The organism is Neorhizobium sp. T7_12, from assembly GCF_002968535.1.
Taxonomy (GTDB): domain Bacteria; phylum Pseudomonadota; class Alphaproteobacteria; order Rhizobiales; family Rhizobiaceae; genus Neorhizobium; species Neorhizobium tomejilense.
Genome location: NZ_PVBK01000029.1, coordinates 15,510 through 29,014, shown reverse-complemented (window position 1 = coordinate 29,014; position 13,505 = coordinate 15,510). Strand labels below are relative to the sequence as shown.

The window sequence follows — 13,505 nt, the reverse complement described above, 5'->3', positions numbered from 1 at the left end:
CCATGGCTTTCAAGGCTGCCGCCATCCAGATGTGCTCCGGCGTCGATCCGGAAAAGAACGCTGCCGACATGGCGCGGCTGGTCCGCGAGGCTGCGGCGCATGGGGCGGTTTATATCCAGACCCCGGAGATGACCGGCTTCCTGCAGCGGGACCGCAAGGCTATGCGCGCCGTGCTGCGCGACGAGGCGGGCGACATCATCGTTTCGACCGCCCGCAGCCTTGCGAGCGAACTCGGCATCCATCTACATATCGGCTCGACGGCGATCGCCGTCGACGGCGGCAAGATTGCCAATCGCGCCTTCCTGTTTGCGCCCAGCGGCCGGCAGATCTGCACCTATGACAAGATCCATATGTTCGATGTCGATCTGGACAATGGCGAGAGCTGGCGCGAAAGCTCCGCTTACGAGCCCGGCAGCGAAGCGCGGGTTGCCGACCTGCCGTTCGGCAAGCTCGGTTTTGCAATCTGCTACGATGTCCGTTTCCCGCAGCTTTTCCGCACCGAAGCCTTGGCCGGCGCCGAAATCCTGACCGTGCCGGCCGCCTTCACCCGCCAGACCGGCGAGGCCCATTGGGAAATCCTGCTGCGTGCCCGTGCGATCGAGAACGGTGCCTTCGTGATCGCCGCCGCTCAAGGTGGCGTGCATGAAGACGGCCGCGAGACATTTGGCCATTCGATGATCGTCGATCCCTGGGGCAGGATGCTGGCATCCGCCGGCGGCACCGGCGAAGGCATCGTGCTCGCCGAGATCGATATTGCCGCCGTTGCTGCGGCCCGGGGAAAGATCCCGAACCTCAAGAACGCCCGCGAGTTCTCGCTCGATGCGGTTACGGACGCGGCGGGAGAGGTGGCCGCTTGATCAAGTATTCCCTCTCCTGCGAGAACGCCCACACGTTCGAAGGCTGGTTTTCGGAAGGCGCCGATTTCGACCGGCAGGTGGCGAGCGGGTTCCTCACCTGTCCGGTCTGCAATTCCGCTTCCATTTCCAAGACGCTGATGGCGCCCTCAGTTTCGACCGCCCGAAAGAAGGAAGAGAAGCAGGCGATGGTGATGGACCTCGCCCGCCAGGAGGCTATCGCCAAGCTCAAGGAAGCCGTGGCGGCGATCAAGGCCAATGCCGAGGACGTCGGCGAAAAATTTCCCGAGGAAGCCCGCAAGATCCACTACGGCGAGGCGGATGCCCGCGGCATCATCGGCCAGGCGAGCCTCGGCGAGGTGCGCGAGCTACTCGACGAGGGCATCGAAATCGCGCCGTTGCCGATCATTCCCGAAGACGCGAACTGAACGAGCGGCTGGCGATCGGGGAGAGACCAGCGTGCGTGGCGGGGTTGGGGATGGCTACTCTTTCGGAAAGAGGACGCTCTCGTAGTCCTGGGCGCCGTGGAAGATATGGAGGATCTCAACCGTCGCGCCGCCGATCCTGTACAGGATCACATAGTTGCCGTAGGGGCGTCGCCTGATCCCGCTTTCCGGATAGTCTGATAAAGCGGCAAAAGCGCCCGGTGAATTTCCGAGCTGGCGGCAGGCTTCCCTAATTCCAGTGCGAATGAGATCGCCCGCGGAGGATTATCTTTCCTGATAAATTTTGTGATTGAGGAAATGTCCGAAAGCGCTTCGTCCGTGATGACGACTTTCACGGGCTTTCCCTACTTTTCGAGGTCGCTCAAGATGCGATCGAAGGCCTCTTCGAGTGGGGTGACGCGACCCGCATCGGCGTCGGCTATCGCCCGATCAAGAGACTCATGTAGCTTCTGTCTTTGGAGGTCGCGGAGATAGCGATCACGGAGCGCGTCCTCGATATATCGATCGCGTGACTTAGTTTCACCTCGTTCGATAGCATCTTGGATGTGGCTATCCAGGACTGCGTCAAGCTTTACTGTTACTTGCGGCATATGCAGCTCCTTCTACTCCGACATGGTACCACAGGCGCCACGAATTTCCATCACGCCGGCCGCTTGGCCAGCATCATGTAGTTGACGTCCATGTCCGGCGACAGGTTCCAGCGGTCCTGCAGCGGATTGAAGAAGACGCCGGTGCGATGGATGATTTCCATGCCGGCTGAGGAGATCGGTCTTTCGAGCTCTTCCGGGCGGACCAGCTTTTCGTATTGATGGGTGCCGCGGGGCAGCCAGCGCAGGATGTTTTCAGCGGCGAAGATCGCCAGCGCTCCGGCCTTGAAGGTGCGGTTGATGGTGGCGACGAACATCAGGCCGCCGGGGCGGACCATGTTGGCGCAGGTCGTCATGAAGAAATTGACGTCCGCGACGTGCTCGACCACCTCCATGTTTAGCACGACGTCGAACGTCTCGCCGGCTTCGGCGAGCTGCTCGGCGGTGACGGCTCGATAGTCGACAGACGTCCCGGTCTCGGCGGCATGGGTGGAGGCGATGCCGATGTTCCTTTCGGACGGGTCGGCGCCGACGACGGTCGCGCCCATGCGGGCGATCGGCTCGGAGAGCAGGCCGCCGCCGCAGCCGATATCGAGGATGCGCAGGCCGGAAAGCGGCAGATGGCTCTTCGGGTCGCGGCCGAAATTTTCACAGATGCGGTCGCGGAGATAGGCGAGCCGCACGGGGTTGAACTTGTGGAGCGGCTTGAACTTGCCAGTCGGGTCCCACCACTCCGCGGCCATTGCGGAAAACCGGTCGACTTCGCTCTGGTCGATCGTGCTGCGGGCGGCTTCGGTCATGGTCGTCATCCCTTCGTTTCAGCGTTTGAAGTCGGATGATAGGGCGCGGAAGTCAAGAGTTCTGCGATGGTCAGCGTCTTTTTGACACCGTCCACTGAGGATCGCTAACGCAGTCGGCGTCCGGGCGCTGTTCCATCCTCTGCCTCGATAGCCGGAGGATGGGGCCGAAATTTTCGTAGTGGCGGACCCGCCGGGCCTGATGCGGCGACGGGCGATTTCGTCTATGTCTTTGAAAATCTGGCAGGCACAGATGGCGGTCATCCTCTCTGGAGGGGAGGGATGGCGCACCGGGAGGAGGGCAAGATGGCGATCACGGTTGAGCGATTGAAGGAGCTGCTTGCCTTCGAGGAGGTCTCCATGACGCTGGCGGACAGTTCCGCGGAGATCCACGACGGCTATATTGTCGAAAGGTTGCGTTTTCGGCTCGAGGATGGCGCGGAGGTTCGGGGTTTCCTCACCCGGCCGAGCGAAGGTTTCCTCACCCGCGGCCCGGCGATCGTCTATGCGCATGCGCATGGCGCCCGCTGGGATATCGGCGCATCCGAACTGATCGACGGCCGGCCGGCTCTGCTCGATGCCCCCGGGCCGGTTCTGGCGCGCGAAGGATATGTGGCGCTTTGCATCGACATGCCGACGTTTGGCGAGCGGGCCGGGGTGACGGAGGATGCGGCGACCAAGGCGGCGCTCTGGCACGGCAAAACGCTGTTCGGGCAGATGCTTTCCGAACAGGCGGCGGCGCTGACCTGGCTCGCCGGCCGGCCGGAAGTCGATCCGCAAAGGATCGGCGTTACGGGCCTGTCGATGGGGGCGACGCTTGCCTATTTCCTGGCGGCGATTGATCCGAGGGTGAAGGCGAACGCGCACCTATGCTGCTACGCGGATTTCGCGACGCTGGTCGAAATCGGCGCCCATGATCTGCACGGGCATTACCTGACCGTGCCGGGGCTGCTCAGGGAAACCTCGATCGGCGAAATTGCCGGGCTGGTGGCACCGCGGCCGCAGCTGATCTGCGTCGGCTGGGACGATCCGCTGACGCCGCCTGACGCGGTGGAGCGCGCCTTTGCCGAGACGGAAGCCGCCTATCTGAGGGCGGAAGCGCTCGGTGCGCTGGTGTTCCTGCCGGAGGCAGAGGTCGGGCATCGCGAGACACAAGCGATGCGGAGGGCGGTTCTGGCCTTTTTCAAAGGGTATCTCTGACGGCATCAGGCGAGCATCTTTCAGATGACGCGGATACTCGCCTGGGGCCTACGCCTACCGCGTGCCGTTCAGATGTACGCATCTCTTGGAAATCTGCTCCTTGCGCTGCGCCTTGGTATAACGAGCGATCATGCCTGCCGGGCAGCTCTTGTCGTCGAACAAGACGGCCTCGCCGGCCGCCATCGATGCGGGTGTCGGTTTGGCCTTGACCATCCTGGTCTGGGCGTTGGCCGGTGATAGCGTGGCCGGTCCGGCAAAGACCATGGCCAGCAATAGAATCAGAAAAGCGCGCAACATCGAAACCCCTCCTCCCGCTATGGTTGGTGAGGGATTGTAGCGCCCGTGCGACCGACCGGCCATTCCACCGTCCGGTGTAGCTCGACCCGAAGGAATGAGGGGGAGGACTAGCTCCCCTTCACCCTCAATCCGTTCCGGTCGAACAGGTGCAGCGGCGCACCGGCGACGGAGAGGTAGGTTTCGTCGCCCGGCGAAATCAGCTTCTGGCCGGGAACGACAGCGAGGAGTTTTTCGCCGTTCAGATCGGCGTGGATGACCGTTTCGGAGCCGAGTGCTTCGACGAGGCGCACCTTGACCTTGAGGCTTCCCGGATCATTGGCGAGCGTGATGTGCTGCGGGCGGATGCCGATCGTCAGCTTTTCGCCGACGGACAGGGAATGGCCCGAGAACGGCACGAGCAGGCGGTGGCCGCCCGCGGTCGCAAGCGTCGCCGTGCCGGTCTCCAGCTCGGCGACTTCGCCGGCCAGGAAGTTCATGTGAGGTGCGCCGATGAAGCCGGCGACGAAGCGGTTGGCGGGCGTGTTGTAGAGGTCGAGCGGGGTGCCGACCTGTTCGATCTTGCCGGCGCGCATGACCACGATGCGGTGGGCCAATGTCATCGCCTCCACCTGGTCGTGGGTGACGTAGATCATCGTCGAGCCGAGGCGTGCGTGGAGGGCTGCGAGCTCGGCGCGGGTCGAGACGCGCAGTTCGGCGTCGAGGTTCGACAGCGGCTCGTCGAGCAGGAAGGCGGTCGGGCGGCGCACGATGGCGCGGCCGATCGCGACGCGCTGGCGCTGGCCGCCGGAAAGCTGGCCGGGCCGGCGTTCCAGGTAGGCTTCTATCTCCAGCATGCGGGCGGCTTCGGTAATGCGCTCGGCCACTTCGGCCTTGGGCATATTGGAATTTTCAAGGCCAAAGGCGAGGTTCTGGCGCACGCTCATGTGGGGATAGAGCGCATAGGACTGGAAGACCATGGCAAGGCCGCGGTCGGCAGCGGACACTTCGTTGACGCGCTTGCCGTCGATCTCGATCTCACCGCCGGTGACCTTTTCAAGGCCGGCGATGGTGCGCAGCAAGGTCGATTTTCCGCAGCCGGACGGGCCGACGAAAACGATGAACTCGCCGTCCTTGATATCGAGGTCGATGTCCTTCAGGACGTCAACCGCGCCGAAGGACTTCTTGATTTTGGTGAGTGTGATCTCGCCCATCGGGGATCCTTACTTCAGGCCGGTGCCGGCAATGCCGGTGGTGATGAAACGCTGCAGGAAGATGAAGACCAGCACGACGGGGATCATTGTCACGACCGTCATTGCCAGGATGAAGTGCCACTGGACGTTCAATTCGCCGGAATAGATGCTCAGGCCCACTTGCAGGGTGTAGAGTTCGCGCCGCGACAATACGATCAACGGCCACAGGAAGTCGTTCCAGCGCCAGACGACCGAAAAGATCGCCAGAACCGCGAGCGCCGGTGCCGTCAGCGGCAGGACGATGCGCCAGTAGATCTGCCATTCGGACGCCTTGTCCATGCGCGCGGCGTCGATCAGCTCGTCCGGGATGGTCAGCATGTACTGGCGCAGGATGAAGACGCCGGTCGGTGTCGCGACCGTTGGCAGGATGACGCCCCAGAGATTGTTGAACAGGCCGAGCGACGAGATGATCGAATAGAGCGGCACCATGATCACCGAAAGCGGCACCATCAGCGTCGCGAGAATGATCAGCATCGCCAGGCTGCGGCCCTTGAACTCGTATTTCGACAGCGCGAAGGCGGCCATGGAATTGACGATCAGGGTGATCAGCGTCGCCGTCACCGTCACGAAGACCGAGTTCCACAGGTAGCGCAGGAAATCGAACTGGGTGAAGGGCGTCGTGTAGTTTTCCGTGGCGAACGAGACCGAGCGGACCGGCGTGCGGTCGCCGATGTTGACGCGGACGATTTCTCCGGGCGTCGTCGGATCGACCATCTGGGCGACGAGACCGATGCGGCGCACCTCGGCCAGCACCTTGGTCGAACCGTCCGGCATCTTGGCGTCGAAGAGCTGCAATGGCTTGTCGTAACCCTGGACCGTCGCCTGGCTGGTGACATAGGGCAGGATGGACGGCGGGAATTCGGCAAGGGCTGCCGGCGTCTTGAAGGACGAAAAGGCGAGCCAGACGGCCGGACCGAACATGATGATCAGGCCGCCGACGAGCCAGACCCAGGTGACGATATCCGTCCAGTGCCAGCTTTTGCCGCCGCGGCGGCGCAGAATGAAGCGAGAGGCGACACCCATCAGCGTTTCCCCTTCTTTTCGCCACGCTGGCCTATGCCGAGCTGGATCAGTGTCAAGACGACGAGCACGAGGCCCATCAGGATCGAGGCGGCGGCGGCGAGGCCCGGATTGCGGAGCGTCGAGGCAAAGCCGGTCTCGTAGATGTACTGGGTCAGATAGAGCGTGCTGGTGCCCGGACCGCCGCCGGTCAACACGTAGACCTCGTCGAAGATCTGAACGGCCTTGATCAGGGCGAGGACAACGACGACCAGAAGGTTCGGCGCGAGAAGCGGCAGCGTGATGCGCCGGAAGACACGCGCGGGCTTGGTGCCGTCCATTTCGGCAGCTTCATAGAGATCCTTCGGGATCGCCTGCAGGCCGGCGAGCAGGATCAGCGTGTAGAGGCCCATATGCGCCCAGATCGAGACGCCGATCGTGGCGATGAAGGTCCAGTTGCGGTCGGTAAGCCAGGTATAGGGCTCGATGCCGAACTGGTAGAGGCCGAAATTCAGGAGGCCCTGGCGCTGCAGGATCCACTTCCAGATCAGGCCGACGACGACGGGCGACAGGAGGACCGGGAAAAAGAACACGGCGCGCCAGAAGGAGCGGGCGGCGAGATCGCGGTTGAGGATCAATGCCGTAATCAGCGACAGGCCGATCATCAGCGCCACCTGCAGGATCACGAACCAGAAGGTGTTGCCGACGGCGGTCCAGAAGGCATCCTCCTGGCAGGACATCGGGTCGAGGTAGTTCGTGCAGGTGAAGAGGCGCTGATATTGCTCGGCGCCGATGAAATTGCGCTCGGAAAGGAAGAAGGCCGTGCCGCCGGTCATCGAATAGACGAAGTTGATGACGAGGGGCAGGAGCACGAAAATGCCGAAGATCAGCATGTTCGGGGCAAGGAATACGGCCGCCATGCCGCCGATACCGGCCGCTTTCTGAACGGCGCGGAGCGGTATGTCGATGATGCGCATCAGGAGATGCACGGGCGCCATGAGAAGGCTGCCGAGACGGTCGGTGAGAGACGTCGTGCTCATGTTCGTATTCCATCCCTCCTTGTCTTCTTGTCCGAATGACGAGGCTCGCCCCTCATCCGGCCTGCCGGCACCTTCTCCCCGCAGGCGGGGAGAAGGGATTTGCCGCGCCGTCGCCGGTCACCCTCGCCCGCCTGCGGGGAGAGGGTGCGCCGAGCGGAGCGGAGGCGGGGTGAGAGGCTCACCCCAATGCTGTCATCAAAGGCCGCTGTCCTTGACCTTCTGGGCGATGTCGGCGTCGATGCGCGTGAAAGCGTCATCGAGTTTCAGTTCGCCGGCCAGCGTCTGACCGACGCGGGTGACGACCGCGGCATAGACCGTGTCGGACCAGCGCCAGCCGGGCAGCTTCAGGGCGGTGTCGGCCGTGGTCTTGGATGCCTCGACATATTTGGTCAGGGCAGCCTTGGCGAAGGCGTTGTCGGTCTTGAAGTCGAGGCCGCCCTTGTCGACGACGCCCTTGTGGCCGGGCAGGAAGAGGGTGCGCTCGGAGAATTCCTTGACGATCTTCTCCTGGGCGAACCAGTCCATGACGGCCGCGACGTCCTTCGGGTTCTTGGTGTATTTCACGGCGACGAGCGCCGCGCCGCCGGGCATGCCGGTGCAGGCTGCCGGGCCGCAGGGGCTGCCGGTCGCCACCCAGTCAAAGCTGTTGCCGATCTTGGTGGTGAGGTTCGCCACCTGCCAGGAACCGGAATAGTAGAAGGCGAGCTGGCCGTTGATGAAGTCTTCGGCCGCGGCGCGGTAGGTCGAGCCGGCTGCGGAGACCCAGACGTCCTTGGCGAAGGAGCCTTCACCGACCCAACCGACGAACTTGGTCAGGAAGTCCTTGGCGCCCTTGTCGAGCGGTGCCGGCTTGCCGTCCTTGCCGACATAGTTGGCGCCGTAGGACAGGAGCGGAGCGGTCAGGCGGTGACCGGAGCGGTCGATCGCCATGGCGAAGGGAAGCTTCTGGCTATCCTTGACCTTCTTGGAAGCAGCCGCCCATTCTTCCCAGGTGGCCTTCGGGCCCGGAAGCGGAACGCCGGCCTGGTCGAACAGGGTCTTGTTGGCATAACCGCCGGTCAGGGTGATCTGCGTCATGAAGCCAGAGATCTGCTTGGAGCCGTCCGGACGCATCCAGTCGGCCTGGGCGCCGAAATTATCGTCCCAGTACTTGGCGTCCTTGACCAGCGGGCGCAGGTCGAGCCAGTGCCTGGAGAGGTCCTTGATCGCCGTGACGCGGGCGATGTCCGGGCCGTTGCCGGCTTCGAGCTGCACGGGCAGCTGATCCTTGATGACGCTGTAGGCAACGTTGTCGAGGATGACGTTGATGCCCGGGTTTTCCTTCATGAAACGGCCGACGAGGTCCTTCATGACGTCGCCTTCGACGCCGTCAGAATACCACATGATCCGCACGTCGCCGGCATGTGCTGCCGTCGACATGAGAAGGGCGAGCGCAGCGCCCGCCAGAAGCGATTTGGTTTTCATGCTCATTTCCTCCTCTTAATGGATGGGCCTCCACCCGTCCGGTTTTTAGATCACGAAGCGCTCAGCATCGTCGCTTCGCCTTTTACTGTGTAATCCGCCCGCGCGATCACGCGGCCTTCGGCTTCCACGGAGCCGTCTTTCCTGAAGCGGACGGTACCATATTCCGGGTCCTCGACAACGACGGTGCCGTCGGCTTCCTGTCTCGGGGCGAGCCCGCTGAAGCGGTACTCGACGGCAGTGAGATTGTCCGCTTCGCAGACGCGGACGATCCAGCGTGTCTTCTGGCCGTATTGGCGTAGTTCAGCCCCTGCCGACGGACCGTCGGTGACGGCCTCCAGCTTCGAGGCGGTGCGCAGCATGACGGCGCCCTTGCCGGAGCGGGCAAGCGCCACGCCGCCGGAAACGAGTGTTTCGTCGAACTCGGCCTTGGGAAACCAGGCATGGGTGAAATCCGGCTGTTCCTCATAGGTAGTGAATTCGAGGACGGCGAGGCCGCGATACTGCTGGGCACGCGGGATGGTGCCGCAGCCGCCCCAGTAGGACGGGCGGCCATAGCCGAACTGGATGGTCTCGCCCGGATGGTTGATCCAGATCGCAGCTTCCGGCTTGTCGCCGAGGCGCAGGTGCAGGATGGTCTCCTGGTAACCCCATTCGTCCCAGCGGTAATGAACCGTCGAACCCATGGCGAAGTGCTCGCCCTTGTAGTGATAGAGCGCCGCAAACGCGTTTTCGCCCTGGGCGAAACGCCATTCCTGGTGCTGGCTGCCGCGGTGATCGGCAATCGCCGCGAATTCTGCCGGGATTTCGAGGCCATGGTCGCGCAGGCAGACGGCCATCTGCGGCAGGCAGTGGACGCGGCGGCCGTACCAGCCCTTGCCCCAGAGCAGGCGGGCAACGCCGGACAGTTCCAGCGAGCGGCCGGCGCAGAGCGTGTGCTCGTAGGAGCGGCCTTGCGCTGCCGTCACCATGCCGTGATGGGCGGAGCGGGCGATGATTTCGCAGAGGCGGACGATGCCGGCCTTGGCGCGGTCGGCGATATCCTTGTCAGGCGAAAGGGCGGCAAGCGCCGTCAGGCCCTTGAGGTCGATCGGGAAATAGGGGGCCGAGTTGAACTCGGCCATTTCCCAATGTTCGAAATGGTCGAGCCAGGCGCGGACGCGGGCGGCACCGACCTTTGCCTGCTCCGCACCCTTGCGGCCGGAGCGGACGAAGGTGGCGTCGGGCAAGAGACTGCCGCCGAGATAGGCCGAGGTGTGGAACAGCAGCGCATGGTTTTCGGAGAAATACCATTGCACGTCGTTACCCGGCTCATCCATCCAGTAACGGTAATTGAGGATGGCACCGTCGATGCGGGCACGGGTCTTCTCGTTGATGTCCTTGCCCCAGACGGTGCGCGACCAGATGAGCGGCACCAGCGAGAAGTCGGCGCAGTCGTGGCAGTCCTCGATCGAGGGCAGGATTTCCTCGATCATCGCATCCGTATCGGGGCCGGAACGGCCGCTTGCCAGACGGGCGAAGGCGCGGACCGTATCGCGTTCGGAATTTTCCGAGATTTGCGCCAAGGTCTCGGTGATGCGATCGCTCAGCGATGCAGGAGCCTGCCCCTGGCTTTCGGCGTGACAGATCTCGACGCCGAGCGAACGGGACACCACGAAGCCGCCGGCATTGAGGGTAATGCGGAAGTGGCGGAAGTCGGCGGGCGCCTTTTCCGACGGGCCGATATTGAGGCTTGTGGCGCCGGCGGCCAGGGTGAAGTCGAAATCGAAGCGCTCGCGCGACATGAAATCGCCTTCGACCGCGACATTGACCTTAACCTCGACCGGCAGGGGCGCGGAGAGAAGCAGGGTGATATCGCCGCCGAAATAATGCTGGCGGTCGAAATACATGGTGTCGAGCGCTTTTTCCAGGCTTGCGGCGACGGGGCTCGTGACCGGAACCGGCATGGCGACACTGGCAGCCGGGCCGGAGAGATAGTCGAACTGATAGAAATAGCGGGCGTCACGCTCGGCGAGGTCGTCGAAGAACAGCGTGATCTCGTTGAGGCCGGCGACCAGCGGCAGTTCGAATTCCTGCTTGGCTTCGAGATTGCGGCTGTAGGGCGCCATCCAGCCGGCTTCCGTGCCGTTGACCCAGATGACGGCGCCGCCGCAGGTGCCGAGGCGGATCTTTGCCGTGCCGGCAGTTTCCGCCTCTATATAAGTGCGGGTCCAGGTGGCGAGCCGGGTCGGGCGGAACCAGAAGCCGGAGAGATCGAGCCGCGGCGAACCGAAAGGCAGCCACCAGCGGGTGGCATCGAAGGAGCCGCGGACATCCGGGCGCTTGCCGCGATAGGTGTCTGCAAAGATGGTGCGGCACGGATATTCGTGCGGAATGAAGTTCTTGACCTTGGTCAGGAAGAAGAACGGGTCCATCTCGCCCTTCATCGGGGCATCGGGCACGTCGAAACGCTCTTCGGCGATGCGGCCGAGCTGCCAGTACCGGACGGCTTCGCCCGGCCTCAACGTCTTTCGCATCCAGTTTGCTTCGGGATTCATGGCAGTCTTATCTCAGCTCGCTCAGGGCCACGGGGGCCACGTCGTTATATTCCTGGTTCTCGCCGGTCATGCCCCAGACGAAGGCGTATTGCGCGGTGCCGGCACCCATATGGATCGACCAGGCGGGCGAGAGAACCGCGTCGAGGTTCTTGACCACGAGATGGCGCGTCTCTTCCGGGCGGCCCATCAGGTGGATGACCCGTTCCTCTTCGGGCAGGTCGAAATAACAATAGGCTTCCATGCGGCGCTCATGCAGATGCGGCGGCATGGTGTTCCAGATGCTGCCGTCGGCAAGGTCGGTGATGCCGAGCAGAAGCAGGCAGGACGGCGTGACTTCCGGGTGGATGTACATGCGCAGGTTCCGCAGATTGGCGCGCTTGGGATCGCCGAATGTCAGCATCTTCGATTCCGACCGCTTGATGAGGCGGTGCGGAATGTCGGCGCCTGCAGGAACGGAGTTCATGTAGAACCGGGCCGGCTTGTCGGCCGAGGCGCTGGCGACAGAAATCTGCTCTGCGCCGCGGCCGACATAGAGCACGTCGCGGTTTTCCAGGGTGAAACTCTTGCCGTCGACCGAGACGACGCCGGTGCCGCCGAGATTGGCGATGCCCATTTCACGGGCCGACAGCAGGAAAGGCGTGCCGATCTCTTCGCCCGAACCGAAGCTCAGCGTCGACGATACCGGAACAGCGCCTCCGACGATCAAGCGGTCGACATGGGTGTAGGTGAAGCTCACCCTGTCGGCCTGGAACAGGTCTTCCATCAGGAATTCGGCCCGCAGGCGGGCGGTGTCATAGGTCTTGATGTTGTTGGGGCCAGCCCCGTAGAGAACCTTCATCGTCATGCTGTCTCGCCTCCCGGTTCCACATGCCGGATGGCTTCGGAGAGGCACAGGATCGAAAGCGCCTGTCCGTAGCCGGTCGGCTGGATGGGAATATCCCGATAGAATTGCAGATCATGGCCCATGCGCGTTCCATAGGAAACGTTGAGCACGGTGCCGGTTTCGTCGATATTGGCAAGCACCGCTTCAACGGCCTTGAGGCCGGCGGCGCGCCATTCAGGGGTGCCGAGACCGAGGCGGTAACCCTTGAGCAGGCCGTAACCAAAACCCGCCGTCGCCGAGATCTCCTCGTAGGAGGACGGGTCGTCGAGCAGAGTGCGCCAGGCGCCGGAAGCGGCCTGCAGCGGCAGCAATGCGTTGACCTGCGCCGTCAGCACGCCGAGCAGGAAATCTTTTACCGGTTTCGAAACCTCGGCGAGGTCGAAAAGGTCGAGCATGCCGGCGGTGATCCAGGCATTGCCGCGCGCCCAGCGAGCTTCCGCGAAATTATGGCGGCCCTGGAACGTCCAGCCATGGAACCAGAGGCCGGTCTTCGTGTCGGCGAGGTAACGGGAATGGACGAGGAACTGTTTTGATGCCTCATCGACCAGTTCGCGGCGACCGCTCGCCTCGCCGTAGGAGGCGAGGAAGAGGGCGACCATATAAAGCGTATCGTCCCAGAGCTCGTCGTTGTTGACCTTGTCAGAGACGTGGTGCTCGAAGGCGCCTTCCTCGGTGCGGCCCATCTCGCTCACGACGCGGTCTGCCCAGGCGTCGAGAACCGGCTTCCAGCGCGGGTCGCGGGTTTCGCGCCAGAGGACGGAAAGGCCGAGCATCGGCGCCGTGGTGTTGACGTTGAGCGTCGGGAGCCCGGCTTCGATGCGGGCCGAATACCAATTCTCGATCAGCGCCTTCAGGTCGTCGCGGCCGGTGAACAGCCAGAGACGGATCAGGCCGTAGAGGCCCACGCCCTGAGGCCATTCCCAGCTTTCGAAAGAGATATAGTCGCCGGCGGTCCCGTCGAGATTGGGTTCGTGGAAACGGCCATCGTCGCGAAGCCCGGTCATGCCGGTCACGAGGCGGTCAAGCTTTTCACGGATGTCCCGGGCTGAAAGGCCCATGTCTCAATTCCTCCCTGTGCTGCAGCATTTGCTGCGCAGCATTGCGATCCGCTTCTCCCAAGCGTGCCTTCATGAAAACATCTGAAAATTGATTGCGCAATCTGAAAATTTTTTGCA

14 protein-coding genes are annotated in these 13,505 nt (G+C 63.1%); 3 read left to right on the top strand and 11 right to left on the bottom strand.

What is annotated here, in order from left to right; genetic code table 11:
* The first annotated feature begins 2 nt into the window (after positions 1-2).
* Positions 3-857 (top strand): carbon-nitrogen hydrolase family protein, encoded by an 855-nt coding sequence (locus tag C5J26_RS30725; RefSeq protein WP_105405217.1) that lies wholly within the window; start codon positions 3-5, stop codon positions 855-857.
* Entirely contained in the window at positions 854-1,282 is a 429-nt protein-coding gene (locus tag C5J26_RS30720; protein ID WP_105405216.1) for a DUF1178 family protein, read from the top strand. Before C5J26_RS30725 ends, C5J26_RS30720 begins: the two co-directional genes overlap by 4 nt.
* A 54-nt stretch (positions 1,283-1,336) precedes the next feature.
* On the opposite strand, the gene C5J26_RS30715 is transcribed toward C5J26_RS30720, so the two are convergent.
* The 3 genes from C5J26_RS30715 to ubiG form a co-directional block, all read right to left on the bottom strand.
* Positions 1,337-1,534: a type II toxin-antitoxin system RelE/ParE family toxin gene (locus C5J26_RS30715; protein WP_245441338.1), complete on the bottom strand. Its 198-nt coding sequence runs from the start codon at positions 1,532-1,534 to the stop codon at positions 1,337-1,339.
* Between the two features lie 110 nt (positions 1,535-1,644).
* The gene (locus C5J26_RS30710) at positions 1,645-1,890 is read right to left on the bottom strand and encodes a hypothetical protein (RefSeq protein ID WP_105405215.1); all 246 of its coding nucleotides are present in this window, start codon (positions 1,888-1,890) and stop codon (positions 1,645-1,647) included.
* Positions 1,891-1,940: 50 nt separating this feature from the next.
* Positions 1,941-2,687, bottom strand: coding sequence for a bifunctional 2-polyprenyl-6-hydroxyphenol methylase/3-demethylubiquinol 3-O-methyltransferase UbiG (gene ubiG, locus C5J26_RS30705; RefSeq protein WP_105405238.1), 747 nt, complete (start codon positions 2,685-2,687; stop codon positions 1,941-1,943).
* Between the two features lie 303 nt (positions 2,688-2,990).
* On the opposite strand from ubiG, the gene C5J26_RS30700 reads away from it, so the two are divergent.
* Positions 2,991-3,884 carry a S9 family peptidase gene (locus tag C5J26_RS30700; RefSeq protein WP_105405237.1) on the top strand — a complete coding sequence of 298 codons (894 nt, stop codon included), beginning with the start codon at positions 2,991-2,993 and terminating at the stop codon, positions 3,882-3,884.
* Between the two features lie 54 nt (positions 3,885-3,938).
* Here C5J26_RS30700 and C5J26_RS30695 read toward each other — a convergent pair whose 3' ends face one another.
* The 8 genes from C5J26_RS30695 to C5J26_RS30660 all read right to left on the bottom strand — a co-directional run bounded on the left by C5J26_RS30695 (position 3,939) and on the right by C5J26_RS30660 (position 13,388).
* Positions 3,939-4,181 (bottom strand): DUF6719 family protein, encoded by a 243-nt coding sequence (locus C5J26_RS30695; protein WP_245441335.1) that lies wholly within the window; start codon positions 4,179-4,181, stop codon positions 3,939-3,941.
* Positions 4,182-4,288: 107 nt separating this feature from the next.
* A complete protein-coding gene (locus tag C5J26_RS30690; protein WP_105405214.1) occupies positions 4,289-5,371 on the bottom strand; it encodes an ABC transporter ATP-binding protein in 1,083 nt (360 codons plus the stop codon).
* Positions 5,372-5,380: 9 nt separating this feature from the next.
* Positions 5,381-6,433, bottom strand: a complete 1,053-nt coding sequence (locus C5J26_RS30685; RefSeq protein ID WP_105405213.1) for a carbohydrate ABC transporter permease — start codon at positions 6,431-6,433, stop codon at positions 5,381-5,383.
* A complete protein-coding gene (locus C5J26_RS30680; protein WP_105405212.1) occupies positions 6,433-7,449 on the bottom strand; it encodes a carbohydrate ABC transporter permease in 1,017 nt (338 codons plus the stop codon). Before C5J26_RS30680 ends, C5J26_RS30685 begins: the two co-directional genes overlap by 1 nt.
* A gap of 195 nt (positions 7,450-7,644) precedes the next feature.
* Entirely contained in the window at positions 7,645-8,913 is a 1,269-nt protein-coding gene (locus tag C5J26_RS30675) for an ABC transporter substrate-binding protein (protein WP_046665355.1), read from the bottom strand.
* Between the two features lie 50 nt (positions 8,914-8,963).
* The gene (locus tag C5J26_RS30670) at positions 8,964-11,447 is read right to left on the bottom strand and encodes a hypothetical protein (RefSeq protein WP_105405211.1); all 2,484 of its coding nucleotides are present in this window, start codon (positions 11,445-11,447) and stop codon (positions 8,964-8,966) included.
* Positions 11,448-11,454: 7 nt separating this feature from the next.
* Entirely contained in the window at positions 11,455-12,291 is an 837-nt protein-coding gene (gene kduI / locus C5J26_RS30665) for a 5-dehydro-4-deoxy-D-glucuronate isomerase (RefSeq protein WP_105405210.1), read from the bottom strand.
* Positions 12,288-13,388: a glycoside hydrolase family 105 protein gene (locus C5J26_RS30660; RefSeq protein WP_105405209.1), complete on the bottom strand. Its 1,101-nt coding sequence runs from the start codon at positions 13,386-13,388 to the stop codon at positions 12,288-12,290. Before C5J26_RS30660 ends, kduI begins: the two co-directional genes overlap by 4 nt.
* Positions 13,389-13,505 lie beyond the last annotated feature (117 nt).